Below are 13,970 nucleotides of genomic sequence, written 5' to 3' on the forward strand. Positions count from 1 at the left end.
AGGGGTGGGGATCCCATGTCCGAAGAAGGACGTTCCAGACCGGGGAGCCACAGACTCTCCAAGCGCAACCGCTACGTGGCCTGGGGGGCCACGGGCGCCGTCGTCGCGGCAGGAGCCACGTTCGCCGCGACCAGCGCGTCGGCCACGACGTGGCCCGCGCAGAAGACGTTCACCGGCCGCGCCTTCGACACCTGCACCGCGCCCTCGGCCGCGGCGATGAAGGCCTGGCACACCGGCTTCTACGGTGCGGCCGCCGTCTACATGGGCGGCAAGAACCGCGGCTGCGCCCAGCCCAACCTCACCAAGTCCTGGGTGAAGACGGTCAACTCGCAGGGCTGGAAGCTGATTCCGCTCTACGTAGGCGCCCAGCCGCCCTGCCAGACCGGCACCAGGAACGAGAAGATGACCACGACGAACGCGGCCTCCCTCGGCACCGCGGACGGCAAGGACGCCGTCGCCAAGGCCACCGCGCTCGGCATGAAGACGGGCAGCGCGCTCTACCTCGACATGGAGCCGTACGACATCGAGAACGCGTCCTGCAACAAGGCCGTGCTCACCTACGTGCGCGCCTTCGACAAGGTCCTGCGCGGCAAGATCTACCGGGCGGGCTACTACGGCTTCAGCAGCTCCAGCGCCGCCGCGATCGCCACCGCGACGGACCGCACCGACCTGCCGGGCAACCTCTGGTACGCCAAGTGGGACAAGGTCAACACGACGACCTCCGACTGGCCCTGGGCCAAGACGCTGTACACGAACCACAGCCGCGCCCACCAGTACATGGTCAACAGCAAGGAGAAGCGCGGCGCTTACACGATCACCGTGGACCGCGACGCGTGGGACGCCCCGGTCGCGATCATCGGCTGACCGCGGCTCCACAGGGCCGAGCCGGAACGAGTACCTCAACTCGCGGCGAATCGTTGTCGAATAGGTGGCCGAGGCAGCGGCCACCTCCTACCATCGATCACGGACTTTGTGCACCGACGCACAAACTCGCCGCAGGGAGGCTCACCTTGCACCGCCGCACCAGCAGCCGTCGCCGTACCGCGCTCATCCTGTCCGCCACCGCCATCGCCGCGGTCCCCGCTCTCACCGCCTGCGGAAGCGGAGCGCACCCCGGCGCCGCGGCCGTCGTCGGCGGACAGCGCATCACGGTCTCCCAACTGGAGACCCGGGTGAACGAGGTACGCGACGCGCAACAAGCCGCCACCACCGACAGCGCCCAGTACGAACAGGCCATCGCCAAGTCCGGCGGCCTCACCCGCAACACGCTGCACACGATGGTCCTCGACCGGGTGCTGCACCGCGCCGCCACCGACCAGGGCGTCGGCGTCACCCGCAAGGAGATGCAGGACATGCGGGCCGGTCTGGAACAACAGGCGGGCGGCTCCAAGCAGTTGGAGTCCGCCTGGCTGTCCCAGTACAGCGTCCCGCCGAAGCGGCTGACCGAAAGCCTGCGCACCGAGATCGAGGCGCAGAAGCTGGCGACCGCGCTCGGCGCCGACATGCAGACACAGGAGGGCCAGAGCGTGTTCTGGAAGGCTCTCGGCACGGCGTCCAAGGAACTGAACGTCGATCTGAATCCCCGCTACGGCGCCTGGAAAGTGTCGCCCACGAGCCGCCTCGTGGACGCGAAGACGCCCTGGATCAAGCAGGTCACCGAGCAGCCGGCGGCGACCCAGCAGACGGCTTAGCCGGTCGCCCGTCCGGGACTGTCGGCGGCCTGCGTTACGTTCGGGTGGTGAACGATCGAGAGGTGCACGGCACCACCAGCGACCACACCCCCGGCGACGCGGGCCGCATCGTCCTGCTGACCACGAGCCACCGGGTCGCCCCGGGGCTGCTGTCCTGGCAGGCGTGGGAGGCGCTGCGCGGCGCCGACGCGGTGCTGTGCGCCGACGCCGCGCACCAGCAGCTGCCGTACCTGAAGGACGCCGGTGTCGCGGTCACCCTCGCGACGGCGCCGCTCGCCGCCCGCGACCTCGTCGACCGGTGCGCCGACGGCGGCCGCACCGTCGTCGTCCTGGCCACCGCCGAGGGCGACCGGCGCCTCACGGACGGCCTGGCGACGCTGGCCGGCTCGGGCCGCGAACAGATGCCCTCCCTCGAACTCCTCCCCGGCTCCTACGACCTGCCCGGCGCCCGCCTCCTCGACCTCGTCCAGGTCATGGACCGGATCCGCCGCGAGTGCCCCTGGACGTCCAGGCGGACCCACGAGGACCTGGCGAAGTACGCGATCGAGGAGGCGTACGAGCTGGTGGAGGCGATCGAGACGGGCGACCGCACGGAGCTCAGGGAGGAGCTGGGCGACGTACTCCTCCAGGTCGTCTTCCACGCCCGCATCGCGGAGGAGTCCGCCGGAGACGGTGAGGACGACGAGCCCTTCTCGATCGACGACGTGGCGGGCGGCATCGTCGACAAGCTCATCCACCGCCACCCGCACATCTTCGGCGACGAGAGCGCGTCCACGCCGGAAGAGGTCGGGGAGATCTGGCTGCGCAAGAAGGCCGAGTCCAAGCGCCGCGCGTCGGTCACGGACGGCGTCCCGGTGGGCCAGCCCGGCCTCGCCCTCGCCGCGAAGCTCGGCTCGCGGGTGCGCACGGCGGACCTGGACGTCCCCGTCCCGACGGGCCGGGGCGTCGGCTACGAGCTGCTGGCGCTGGCCCTGCGCGCCGAGGCGGCCGGCGAGGACCCGGAGGCGGCCCTCAGAGCGGCGGCCCGCGCGTACCGTGCCGCGATCCGCGTCAAGGAGGGGCTGGGGGGTTAGGGCCCTTCTGATGGCTCTCAGCGGGCGGTGAACTCCACGGGAAGGTTGCGCAGCCCGCGCATGATGAGCCCGCCGCGCCACCGCAGGTCGGCGGGGTCGACCGCCAGCCGAAGATCGGGCAGCCGCCGCAGCAGCGTCTCCAGGGCGGTACGGCCTTCGAGCCGGGCGAGGGGAGCGCCGAGGCAGTAGTGGATGCCGTGTCCGTAACCCAGGTGCTGGTTGTCGCGGCGGGTCAGATCCAGGGCGTCGGGCTCGGTGAAGCGGGCGGGATCGCGGTCCGCGGCGGCCAGGACCACCAGCACGGGGTCGCCCGCCGCGATGAGCTGCCCGCCGATGGTGAGGGGCGCGGTCGCGAAGCGCCAGGTGGCGAGCTCGACGGGGCCGTCGAAGCGGAGGAGTTCCTCGATCCCGGTGTCGAGCAGCTCCTGCTCGCCGCGCTCGATCGAGGCCTGGAGCAGGGCCCGCTGACCCGGGGTGCGCAGGAGAGTGTGGACGCCGTTGCCGATGAGGTTGATGGTTGTCTCAAAACCGGCGAACAGGAGTACGAAACACATGGCGGCGGCCTCGTTCTCCGTGAGGTGCTCTCCGTCGTCCGACGCGCGGATGAGGCCCGAGATCAAGTCGTCGCTGAGATCGTCCCGCTTGCGGTGAATCAGCTCGACCAGGTAGCCGCGCATCTTCTTGACGGAACGGGCGACCCCGCCACGAGGCCCTCCGCCGTGCCGGATCATCATGCCCGCCCAGTCGCGGAAGTCATCCTGGTCCTCGGCAGGGACACCGAGGAGGTCGCAGATCGCGTAGATCGGGAGCGGGAACGCGAAGTCGTGGATCAGATCGGCCTCACCGGCGCCCGCGAACCGGTCGATGAGGCCGTCGGCCAACTCCTGTACCCGTGGCGTGAATTGAGCGACGCGGCGTGGGGTGAACGCTTTGGATACGAGGCGCCGCAGCCGGGTGTGGTCCGGTGGGTCGATGTTGAGCAGATGCGTCATGAGGTTGGCGCTGCGCTCACCGGGGATGCCGGTTCTGTTCTTGCCCTGGGCGTCGTCGGCGTGGTGATCGGGGTTCTTCGACAGCCGGCCGTCCGCGAGGGCTTGGCGCGCGTCGCCATAGCGGGTCACGAGCCACGCCTCGACTCCGCTGGGGAGCTTCGTCCAGTGGACGGGGGAGTGCTCCCGGAGCCAGGCGTATGCCGGATAGGGGTCGGTCGCGAACTCCCAGGTGAAGAGTTCGGGTGCGGTATTCGGGGCGTTCACCAGGTGACCGTAACCGGAGTCGGCGCGGACCGCGCTCGCGGTATCCCGACATGGGTGGCCGGCCGGAAATCATGGATTCGACCGTGAACAGCCCGGCCGGGCGTCGAGTTCCCCTTAAGACGAGCGGCCCCAGAGCCGGCCAGAGCTGCGCCGAGTATGCAACGTTCTGGATGTGCGGGCCACGCCTCTTGAGCGGGTGCGGCAGCGGACCGGAGTGGGGTGCGAGGTGACGGAGTGGCACATGCGGACAGGTGTGCTCGTGCCTGCCGAGGTGACCGCGTCGCAGTGGGCGTTGGCGGAAGAAGCGATGGCGGCTTTCTTTCCGAGGCGTCAGTTCGCCCGCGGACCTGTAGGCATCCGGACGCAGCTGAACGGCATCCTCCACCGGCTGCGCACTGGGTGTCTGTGGGGTGAGCCTCCGGAGCAGTGCGGCGCGCCAGCACTGGTCAAGGACCGTCAGAACTCCTGGGTCAAGAGGGGGTTCCGGGCCCCGCTGACGCACGTACTGAATGCGAGCGGCGGAGGGACCGAAGCTCAGCGCGAGCAATTGGTTCCGGCACTGGAGGTCACCTGCGGCGCCGCTCCCGGCCGCTCGCGGAATGAGTTCATGCCAAGTCAAGGCCCATGAGCCGACCGGGCGGCGGACTTCATATCGGGCCGCCGAACTGACGCTCCGTCAACTCTGTGACTTTGACGTGATCTGCGCTGCATCGACTTGTGACAAGCGTTCGAGTCCCGCTACGTTCACCAGTCATCGCGACACATGCACAACAAGCACCACCACATCACCCTGTCGCGTGCTGCTGCATCAGTCTCGCGAAAGGCAACCGCATGCTCTCCGGGAACGGTCGACACCGTCGCCCCCGTCAGGCCCCTGCTCTCGTCGTCGCCGTCGGCGTCACAGGCAGCGCCATCGCGATCCCGCTGCTCGCCGCGACCAGCGCGAGCGCCGCCTCCACCACCACCTGGGACAAGCTCGCCGAGTGCGAGTCCGGCGGGCAGTGGAGCCTGGACGCGGGCAACGGGTACTACGGCGGACTGCAGTTCACCCAGGAGGTGTGGGAGCAGTACGGCGGCCTCGACTACGCCCCGAGCGCCGACGAGGCCAGCCGCTCGCAGCAGATAGCCGTCGCCGAGAAGGTCCTCGACGCCAAGGGCCCCAACGCCTGGCCGAGCTGCTCGATCGTGGCGGGTCTCACCCAGGGCGACGAGTCGGCCGATGTCGACCCGGGCGCGAGCGTCTCCCCGAAGCCGTCCGAATCGGACGACTCGGCCGATTCGGGAGAGAAGAATCACGACGGGTCGGGCTCGTCCGACCCGTCCGTGGGTATCGACGCGTCGGACGCCCCGTCAGCCGGCAGCTCGGCGGATACCTCGGGTGACACGGCGAGTGGCGACCCCGGCGACGAGGCGAGTGGCGAGGCGAGCGACGGCTCGACCGATGAAGCCGCAGGCGATGACGGCGAAAGCTCCGACAGTGCCGGCAAGCCCGGTCGGTCCGACCCCACTTCCTCCGCGACGCCGTCCCCCTCGGACGCCGCTTCCGGTGAGTCCGGGTCCGACACCGCCGGCCGCCATCGTGGCGACCCCGCCGCCGACGACACCTCCGACTCCCGTACCTCCGACGGGCGGCACGCCTCGCGCGAGGAGGTGCGCACCGGCGGGACGTACACGGTCCGTTCCGGCGACAGTCTCTGGGACATCGCGGACGCTCAGGACGTCCACGGCGGGTGGGATGCGCTCTACGACCTGAACAAGAAGACGGTGGGTTCCGACCCCGACCTCATTCTTCCTGGTCAGAGTCTGGATCTTGGCCTCGAATCGGTCGAAAAGTAGCGGGAGTTCGGGGACGGTTGGGGTGCGTATGTCCACTTTTGCGAGAGTGAGACATGAGTCTCAAACACCCTGATCGTCTTTGAAATCGGGCGGATCGCCTGCTTAACGTCGTCACCGCTCGCCACAGCGGGCCCCGATGGACGTCACGCCGAATCCTGCCGACGTCCGTACGGGAACAGTCGACGCGTCAGCGCCGTAGGCAGGAGCGGGGGACCCAAGGTAAGTGCCGGGAAACCGGCTTGGGGTTAAGCCGCGCACAAGGATGCGCGGCCGGACACTCACTGGTCCGAACCCGACAGCTCACCTCGTAGGCGTCGGTGAGGGGATCTCTCCATGCTGCTTTCCAGCAAGGGCAAGCACCGCCGCCCGTCCAAGGCCGTCCGCGTCGCCACGCTCGCTGGTGTCGCCGGTGCCGCTGTCGCCGTTCCGCTGATGGGTGCCACCTCGGCCTCCGCCGCCTCCACCTCCGAGTGGGACCAGGTCGCGAGCTGCGAGTCCGGTGGCGACTGGTCCATCAACACGGGCAACGGTTACTACGGTGGCCTCCAGTTCTCGTCCTCCACCTGGGCCGCGTACGGCGGCACCTCCTACGCGTCCTCCGCCGACCAGGCGTCCAAGGCGCAGCAGATATCGGTCGCCGAGAAGGTTCTCGCGGCGCAGGGCAAGGGTGCCTGGCCGAGCTGTGGTGTGGGCCTGTCCGGCGCCGACACGAGCAACTCCGCCCCGGCGGACTCCTCGGCGGACTCCTCGCAGCAGTCCCAGCCGCAGCAGCAGGAGCGCTCCGAGTCCTCCACGACGACCCGCTCCGAGCAGCGCGAGCAGCCGCAGCAGCAGGAGTCGAAGAAGGACACCGTCACCACCCCGACCGGCAAGAAGGTCGAGAAGGGCGACGGCGAGTACAAGGTGAAGACCGGCGACACGCTCAGCAAGATCGCCGAGGCGCACGACACCAACTGGCAGAAGGTGTTCAAGCTCAACAAGGACATCGTCAGCAACGCCGACCTGATCTACCCGGGTCAGCAGCTGCACCTGAAGTAAGCCCCCTTCTTATAGGGACTCGCAGGGGGATGTGGACCCGGCATCGGCGGATGCGGGGTCCGGACGCCGCCCCCGTCCCCGCGGGCCGCTCATTTCGGCGACCTCCGTCCCGGCATCCGGGACGGAGGTCGCTGTCTTTGTTCCGTTAAGGAACATTTCGCTGTCGGCGTTGTCCACAGGACGGGCGGTCGGCTGGCCGATGCCTCGGAGCCGGTTACGCTCATGGGTGCGGGCCAAGCCGCCCGCATTGTTGTGTCACATCCCAGAAGGAGATGCTCGTGCCGTCCATCGACGTCGTCGTAGCCCGGGAAATCCTGGACTCCCGAGGCAACCCCACGGTCGAGGTCGAGGTCGGCCTCGACGACGGCAGCACGGGTCGTGCTGCTGTTCCGTCCGGCGCCTCCACCGGTGCCTTCGAGGCCATCGAACTCCGTGACGGTGACCCCAACCGTTACCAGGGCAAGGGCGTCGAGAAGGCCGTCCTCGCCGTCATCGAGCAGATCGGCCCGGAGCTCGTCGGCTACGACGCCACCGAGCAGCGCCTGATCGACCAGGCGATGTTCGACCTGGACGCCACCGACAACAAGGGCTCGCTCGGCGCCAACGCCATCCTGGGCGTCTCCCTCGCCGTCGCGCACGCCGCGTCCGAGGCCAGCGACCTGCCGCTGTTCCGCTACCTCGGTGGCCCGAACGCGCACCTGCTGCCCGTCCCGATGATGAACATCCTGAACGGTGGGTCGCACGCCGACTCCAACGTCGACATCCAGGAGTTCATGATCGCCCCGATCGGCGCGGAGTCCTTCTCCGAGGCGCTGCGCTGGGGCACCGAGGTCTACCACACCCTCAAGAAGGTGCTGAAGACCAAGGGCCTGTCCACCGGTCTCGGCGACGAGGGCGGCTTCGCCCCGAACCTGGAGTCGAACCGCGCGGCCCTCGACCTCATCGTCGAGGCGATCAAGGAGGCCGGCTACATCCCCGGCCAGCAGGTCGCTCTCGCGCTCGACGTCGCCGCCTCCGAGTTCTACAAGGACGGCAAGTACCAGTTCGAGGGCAAGGAGCGGTCCGCCGCCGAGATGACGGAGTACTACGAGGAGCTCGTCTCCGCGTACCCGCTCGTCTCCATCGAGGACCCGCTGTACGAGGACGACTGGGCCGGCTGGACCGTCCTCACCGAGAAGCTCGGCGAGAAGGTCCAGATCGTCGGCGACGACCTGTTCGTCACCAACCCGGAGCGCCTCGCCCGCGGCATCGACGAGAACTCGGCCAACGCCCTGCTCGTCAAGGTCAACCAGATCGGCTCGCTGACCGAGACGCTGGACGCCGTCGAGCTGGCCCAGCGCAACGGGTTCAAGTGCATGATGTCCCACCGCTCCGGCGAGACCGAGGACGTCACCATCGCCGACCTGGCCGTCGCCACGAACTGCGGCCAGATCAAGACCGGCGCCCCGGCCCGCTCCGAGCGTGTCGCCAAGTACAACCAGCTGCTGCGCATCGAGGAGATCCTGGACGACGCGGCGGTCTACGCCGGTCGCTCGGCCTTCCCGCGCTACAAGGGCTGACCCGCCCCCGCGTGAGCCGGTAGTTCCGTACGTCCTCGCACTCGGTCCCGTACCGTGTGCGAGGACGTACGTACGTAGGCAGCCAGACGGGGACCCAGAACGGGGAGGCAACAGGCGATGCCGGGAAAGCTCCGAAGCAGGGGCCACGACGACTCGGCCCGCTTCTCCACGGCCACCCGGCTGCGGCTGCTCGGCGAACAGACCGCGGAGCGCGTCTACCGCTCGCAGAACAAGCGCCAGGCCCGCCGCTCCCGCCTCACGGGCCGCGCGGCGCTGCTCGCCCTCGTCGTCTGCACGCTCGTGGTCGCGCTCGCGTACCCGATAAGGCAGTACGTCTCCCAGCGCGGCGAGATCGAGGATCTGCAGCGTCAGCAGCAGGAGGCCAGGAACCGGGTCGACCGGCTCCGCGACGAGAAGGCCCGCTGGCAGGACGACGCGTACGCCGAGCAGCGGATCCGCGAGCGCCTGCACATGGTGATGCCGGGCGAGACCGGGTACGTGGTGCCCGACGCGCGGTCCACCGCGGCGGACCGCGCCGAGCAGGGCGAGACCGACCGCCCCTGGTACTCGAACGTCTGGGACGGCGTCGACAAGGCCGACCGGGCAAACTGATCCCCGTACCGCCCCGCACACTCGTACCGCCCCCGCATACACCGAAGTGAAAGACAGGCATGGAAACGCCCCCGCCCCAGACCGAGTCCACGGCGCCCACGGACGCCGACATCCGCGCGTTCCAGGAGCAGCTCGGCCGCCCGCCGCGCGGCCTGCGGGCCATCGCGCACCGCTGCCCCTGCGGCAACCCGGATGTCGTCGAGACGGCCCCGCGGCTGGAGGACGGCACGCCGTTCCCGACGACGTTCTACCTGACGTGCCCGCGCGCGGCCTCGGCCATCGGCACGCTGGAGGCGAACGGCGTCATGAAGGAGATGACCGAGCGCCTGGGCACGGACCCCGAGCTGGCGCGGCAGTACCGCGCGGCCCACGAGGACTACATCGCGCGCCGTGACGCCATCGAGGTCCTGGAGAACTTCCCGAGCGCGGGCGGCATGCCGGACCGCGTGAAGTGCCTCCATGTCCTGGTGGCGCACTCGCTGGCGGCAGGACCGGGTGTGAACCCGCTGGGCGACGAGGCGATCGCGATGCTGCCGCAGTGGTGGAAGAAGGGCGCGTGCGTGTCCGCGGAGGTGACGGAATGACCCGGGTCGCCGCCGTCGACTGCGGTACGAACTCGATCCGGCTCCTCGTCGCGGACGCGGACCCGGAGACGGGTGAACTCGTCGACCTGGACCGCCGGATGACGATCGTGCGGCTCGGTCAGGGCGTCGACAAGACGGGGCGTCTGGCCCCCGAGGCGCTGGAGCGCACCTTCGCGGCCTGCCGCGAGTACGCCGCCGTGATCAAGGAGCACGGCGCGGAGCGCGTCCGCTTCGTCGCCACGTCCGCGTCCCGCGACGCGTCGAACCGGGACGACTTCGTCCGCGGCGTCCTGGACATCCTGGGCGTCGAGCCCGAGGTGATCACGGGCGCCGAGGAGGCACAGCTCTCCTTCACGGGCGCGACGAGGGAACTGACCGGCCGCGCCGACATGGACACGCCCTACCTGGTCGTCGACATCGGCGGCGGGTCGACGGAGTTCGTGGTCGGTGACGACACCGTCCACGCGGCCAAGTCCGTCGACGTCGGATGCGTGCGCATGACGGAGCGGCACCTCGTCGCCGACGACGGTACGGTCAGCGACCCGCCGACCCCGGCCCAGATCGAGGCGATCCGCGAGGACATCGCCGAGGGGCTGGACCTGGTGACGCAGCTGGTCCCGCTGACCGCGGCCCGCACCCTCGTCGGCCTGGCCGGTTCGGTGACGACGGTGGCGGCGCTGGCGCTCGGCCTGAAGGAGTACGACTCGGCCGCGATCCACCACGCCCGTATCTCCTACGAGAAGGTCGCCGAGCTCACCGACTGGCTGCAGACCTCCACGCACGACCAGCGCGCCCTGCACCCGGTGATCCACCCGGGCCGCGTCGACGTCATCGCCTCCGGCGCCCTCGTGCTGCGCCTGGTCATGGAGTGGACGGGCGCCCACGAGGTGGTCGTCAGCGAGCACGACATCCTCGACGGAATCGCCTGGTCGATCGCCTGATCACGGGGCCCGGAAGGGTCTCGCCTGAGCAGGTCGCGTACCGTCTGAGCACCGTGAAAGGGGTCCGCGACACGCTCTCGCGACACCCCGTCGGGAAACTTCGTGAAGTTCTTCACAAGGAAATCGGTCCCGTTGGACGCGGTTTCGGGACCTCGGGCCCGTTCGGGGCTCTCCAAGGACTCCGGCGTGAGGGGTTCCGGGGGTTGCCGGAGTGTTGCGCGAAGGTGAAAACGGGGAGTGGTCCAGCGGGTCCGAATGCTCACTGTGGCTGCTCAAGAGGGGTGAGCAACGACTGGCGGTGGACCGTGGTTCCCTCGGCCGGCCATGACATGGGTCACGTGGGCGGCGAAGTGTAGCAGAGGCCCCACCCGTCCTTGTGAAGGGGCGCACGAGCACCCCCCTCCAGACGGGTGGATACTCGATGGCATGAGCACCACGGAGCGTCCCAGGATCCTCATTGTCGGGGGTGGGTACGTAGGCCTGTACGCGGCGCGACGCATCCTGAAGAAGATGCGTTACGCGGAAGCGACCGTCACGGTCGTCGACCCGCGCTCGTACATGACGTACCAGCCCTTCCTCCCCGAGACCGCCGCCGGCAGCATCTCGCCGCGCAACGTCGTCGTCCCGCTGCGACGCGCTGTGCCGGGAGCCGAGATTCTCACCGGCCGCGTCACCACCATCGACCAGGACCGCAAGGTCGCTTCGGTCGCCCCGCTCGTCGGCGAGGCGTACGAGGTGCCCTTCGACTACCTGGTGATCGCGCTCGGCGCGGTCTCCCGCACCTTCCCGACCCCCGGCCTGGCCGAGGTGGGCATCGGTATGAAGGGTGTCGAGGAGGCCATCGGCCTGCGCAACCACGTGCTCGAGCAGCTCGACAAGGCCGAGTCCACGACGGACGAGGAGATCCGCCGCAAGGCGCTCACCTTCGTCTTCGTCGGCGGCGGCTTCGCGGGCGCCGAGACGATCGGTGAGGTCGAGGACCTGGCACGCGACGCGGCCAAGTTCTACAAGAACGTGAAGCGCGAGGACATGCGCTTCATCCTGGTCGACGCCGCCGACAAGGTGCTGCCCGAGGTGGGCCCGGAGCTCGGCGTCTACGGCCGCAAGCACCTGGAGTCCCGCGGTATCGAGGTCTACCTCAGCACCACGATGCCCTCCTGCGTGGACGGTCACGTCGTGCTGAGCAACGGCCTGGAGGCCGACTCCAACACGATCGTGTGGACCGCCGGCGTCAAGCCGAACCCGGCGCTCGCCCGCTTCGGTCTCCCGCTCGGCCCGCGCGGCCACGTGGACACCAGCGAGAAGCTCCAGGTCCAGGGCACCGACTACATCTGGGCCGCGGGCGACAACGCCCAGGTCCCGGACCTCGTCGGTCGCGCCAACGGCAACCCGAACGCCTGGTGCCCGCCGAACGCCCAGCACGCGATGCGCCAGGCCAAGGTCCTCGCCGACAACGTGGTCTCCGGCATGCGGGGCTTCCCGCAGGGCGACTACAAGCACGCCAACAAGGGTGCGGTCGCCGGTCTCGGCCTCCACAAGGGCGTCGCGATGATCGTCATGGGCAAGATGAAGATCAAGCTCAAGGGCCGTCTCGCCTGGTACATGCACCGTGGCTACCACGGGCTCGCCATGCCGACGTACAACCGCAAGATCCGTGTGATCGCCGAGTGGACGATCAACATGTTCCAGAAGCGCGACATCACCGCGCTCGGCGCCCTGGAGACTCCGCGCGAGGAGTTCTACGAGGCCGCCAAGCCGGCTCCGGCGCCCAAGCCGGCCGCCGAGAAGGCGCCGGAGAAGGTCGAGGAGAAGGCCAAGGCCTCCTGACCCCGGTTCTCCGGAGTTCGTCGTAGCGCTTGCGCAGTACACGCCCGAAGGGGCCGCTCGCCATCCGTGGTGCGGGCGGTCCCTTCGGTCGTTTCCGCGAACATGTACGTGGTGGCTACAGGTATTTTGCCTATCTGTGACGCAATAACGGGACTGCGGAAGCGGCCACTTGGTGTTTACGTGGTGTTGGACCGTTCCGGGAGTTCCCCCTGTCACGGAGGTGTGCGCCATGCAGGACGCCGCACAGCGGCTGAAGAACATCGCCGAGCAGCTGCTCGGTGCCGAACTCCCGGTGCGGCTGCGCGCCTGGGACGGTTCGGAGGCCGGCCCCCCGGATGCCCCCGTGCTCGTGGTGCGTGGCCGTCGCGCCCTGCGCCGCCTGCTGTGGAAGCCGGGCGAGCTGGGTCTGGCCCGTGCCTGGGTCGCCGGTGACCTGGACGTCGAGGGCGACCTCTACGAGGCGCTCGATGTCATCGCCGGGCTGATCTGGGAGCGGGACCCGAGCGCGGAGGGCGAGCGCAGAAGCCTCGTCGAGACGCTCAGGGATCCCAAGGTGCGGGCCGGTGTCGCCGACCTCGCGAAGCTGGCAGGACCGTTCCTGCCGCCCGCCCCGCCCGCCGAGGAGATGCGCCGCAGGGGCCGCCTCCACCGCCACACCAAGGGCAGCGACAAGCAGGCCATCAGCCACCACTACGACGTCGGCAACGACTTCTACGAGCTGGTCCTCGGCCCTTCGATGGTCTACTCGTGCGCGTACTTCGAATCGCCCGACGCCACGCTCGAATCCGCCCAGCACGACAAGCTGGAGCTGATCTCCCGCAAGCTGGACCTGAAGCCCGGCATGCGTCTGCTCGACGTCGGCTGCGGCTGGGGCTCCATGGCCGTCCACGCCGCCCGCGAGCACGGCGTGAACGTCGTCGGCGTCACCCTCTCCCAGGAGCAGGCCGCGTACGCCAGGAAGCGCGTCGCCGAGGAAGGCCTCGCCGACCGCGTGGAGATCCGGGTGCAGGACTACCGCGACGTACGGGACGGCCCGTACGACGCGATCTCCTCCATCGGGATGGCCGAGCACGTCGGCTCGGAGCGCTACCTGGAGTACGCGTCCGACCTGTACGCCCTGCTGAAGCCCGGCGGCCGGCTGCTCAACCACCAGATCGCCCGGCGGCCCCAGGAGGACGAGTCGGCGTACGAGGTCGACGAGTTCATCGACGCGTACGTCTTCCCCGACGGGGAGCTGGCACCGGTCGGCACGACCACCGGCCTCCTGGAGCGCGCCGGTTTCGAGGTGCGGGACGTCGAGTCGATCCGCGAGCACTACGCGCTCACGCTGCGCCAGTGGGTGCGCAACCTGGAGGCCCGCTGGGCGGAGTCCCTGCGGCTCGTCAGCCCCGGCCGGGCCCGCATCTGGCGCCTCTACATGGCCGCCAGCGCGCTGAGCTTCGAGCGCAACCGCATCGGGGTCAACCAGATCCTCGCGGTCCGGACACCGCAGAGCGGCACGTCCGGAATGGCACTGCGGGCGCGTACCTGGAACAACTAGCTTTCGCCCGTAC

The 13,970-nt window shown here is 69.4% G+C and carries 13 protein-coding genes and 1 riboswitch; of the genes, 12 read left to right on the forward strand and 1 reads right to left on the reverse strand.

The window, feature by feature from the left end; translation table 11 throughout:
* Positions 1-15: 15 nt before the first annotated feature.
* The 3 genes from AB0J02_RS18735 (at position 16) to AB0J02_RS18745 (ending at position 2,764) form a co-directional block, all read left to right on the forward strand.
* Positions 16-864, forward strand: a complete 849-nt coding sequence (locus AB0J02_RS18735; RefSeq protein ID WP_363194783.1) for a glycoside hydrolase domain-containing protein — start codon at positions 16-18, stop codon at positions 862-864.
* Between the two features lie 146 nt (positions 865-1,010).
* Positions 1,011-1,691, forward strand: coding sequence for a SurA N-terminal domain-containing protein (locus AB0J02_RS18740; protein ID WP_363194784.1), 681 nt, complete (start codon positions 1,011-1,013; stop codon positions 1,689-1,691).
* 62 nt (positions 1,692-1,753) lie between these two features.
* A complete protein-coding gene (locus AB0J02_RS18745; protein ID WP_363194883.1) occupies positions 1,754-2,764 on the forward strand; it encodes a nucleoside triphosphate pyrophosphohydrolase in 1,011 nt (336 codons plus the stop codon).
* A 17-nt stretch (positions 2,765-2,781) separates the two neighbouring features.
* On the opposite strand, the gene AB0J02_RS18750 is transcribed toward AB0J02_RS18745, so the two are convergent.
* Positions 2,782-4,020, reverse strand: a complete 1,239-nt coding sequence (locus tag AB0J02_RS18750; protein ID WP_363194785.1) for a cytochrome P450 — start codon at positions 4,018-4,020, stop codon at positions 2,782-2,784.
* A 241-nt stretch (positions 4,021-4,261) separates the two neighbouring features.
* On the opposite strand from AB0J02_RS18750, the gene AB0J02_RS18755 reads away from it, so the two are divergent.
* The 9 genes from AB0J02_RS18755 (at position 4,262) to AB0J02_RS18795 (ending at position 13,957) form a co-directional block, all read left to right on the forward strand.
* Entirely contained in the window at positions 4,262-4,648 is a 387-nt protein-coding gene (locus AB0J02_RS18755; RefSeq protein WP_363194786.1) for a transposase, read from the forward strand.
* Positions 4,649-4,851: 203 nt separating this feature from the next.
* Complete coding sequence (locus AB0J02_RS18760; RefSeq protein WP_363194787.1) at positions 4,852-5,856, forward strand: transglycosylase family protein; 1,005 nt, start codon at positions 4,852-4,854, stop codon at positions 5,854-5,856.
* A gap of 181 nt (positions 5,857-6,037) precedes the next feature.
* Positions 6,038-6,185, forward strand: a riboswitch (cyclic di-AMP (ydaO/yuaA leader).
* 4 nt (positions 6,186-6,189) lie between these two features.
* Positions 6,190-6,894 (forward strand): transglycosylase family protein, encoded by a 705-nt coding sequence (locus AB0J02_RS18765; protein WP_363194788.1) that lies wholly within the window; start codon positions 6,190-6,192, stop codon positions 6,892-6,894.
* Between the two features lie 272 nt (positions 6,895-7,166).
* Positions 7,167-8,453 carry a phosphopyruvate hydratase gene (gene eno, locus AB0J02_RS18770; RefSeq protein WP_363194789.1) on the forward strand — a complete coding sequence of 429 codons (1,287 nt, stop codon included), beginning with the start codon at positions 7,167-7,169 and terminating at the stop codon, positions 8,451-8,453.
* 117 nt (positions 8,454-8,570) lie between these two features.
* Positions 8,571-9,065, forward strand: a complete 495-nt coding sequence (locus AB0J02_RS18775; RefSeq protein ID WP_363194790.1) for a septum formation initiator family protein — start codon at positions 8,571-8,573, stop codon at positions 9,063-9,065.
* 59 nt (positions 9,066-9,124) lie between these two features.
* Complete coding sequence (locus AB0J02_RS18780) at positions 9,125-9,649, forward strand: DUF501 domain-containing protein (protein ID WP_363194791.1); 525 nt, start codon at positions 9,125-9,127, stop codon at positions 9,647-9,649.
* Positions 9,646-10,590 (forward strand): Ppx/GppA phosphatase family protein, encoded by a 945-nt coding sequence (locus AB0J02_RS18785; protein ID WP_363194792.1) that lies wholly within the window; start codon positions 9,646-9,648, stop codon positions 10,588-10,590. The genes AB0J02_RS18780 and AB0J02_RS18785 overlap by 4 nt, the downstream gene beginning before the upstream one ends.
* Positions 10,591-11,016: 426 nt before the next feature.
* Positions 11,017-12,417 carry an NAD(P)/FAD-dependent oxidoreductase gene (locus tag AB0J02_RS18790; RefSeq protein WP_363194793.1) on the forward strand — a complete coding sequence of 467 codons (1,401 nt, stop codon included), beginning with the start codon at positions 11,017-11,019 and terminating at the stop codon, positions 12,415-12,417.
* A gap of 229 nt (positions 12,418-12,646) precedes the next feature.
* Positions 12,647-13,957, forward strand: a complete 1,311-nt coding sequence (locus AB0J02_RS18795; RefSeq protein WP_363194794.1) for a cyclopropane-fatty-acyl-phospholipid synthase family protein — start codon at positions 12,647-12,649, stop codon at positions 13,955-13,957.
* Positions 13,958-13,970: the final 13 nt, after the last annotated feature.

The organism is Streptomyces sp. NPDC050264 (genome assembly GCF_040655895.1).
Lineage (GTDB): Bacteria > Actinomycetota > Actinomycetes > Streptomycetales > Streptomycetaceae > Streptomyces.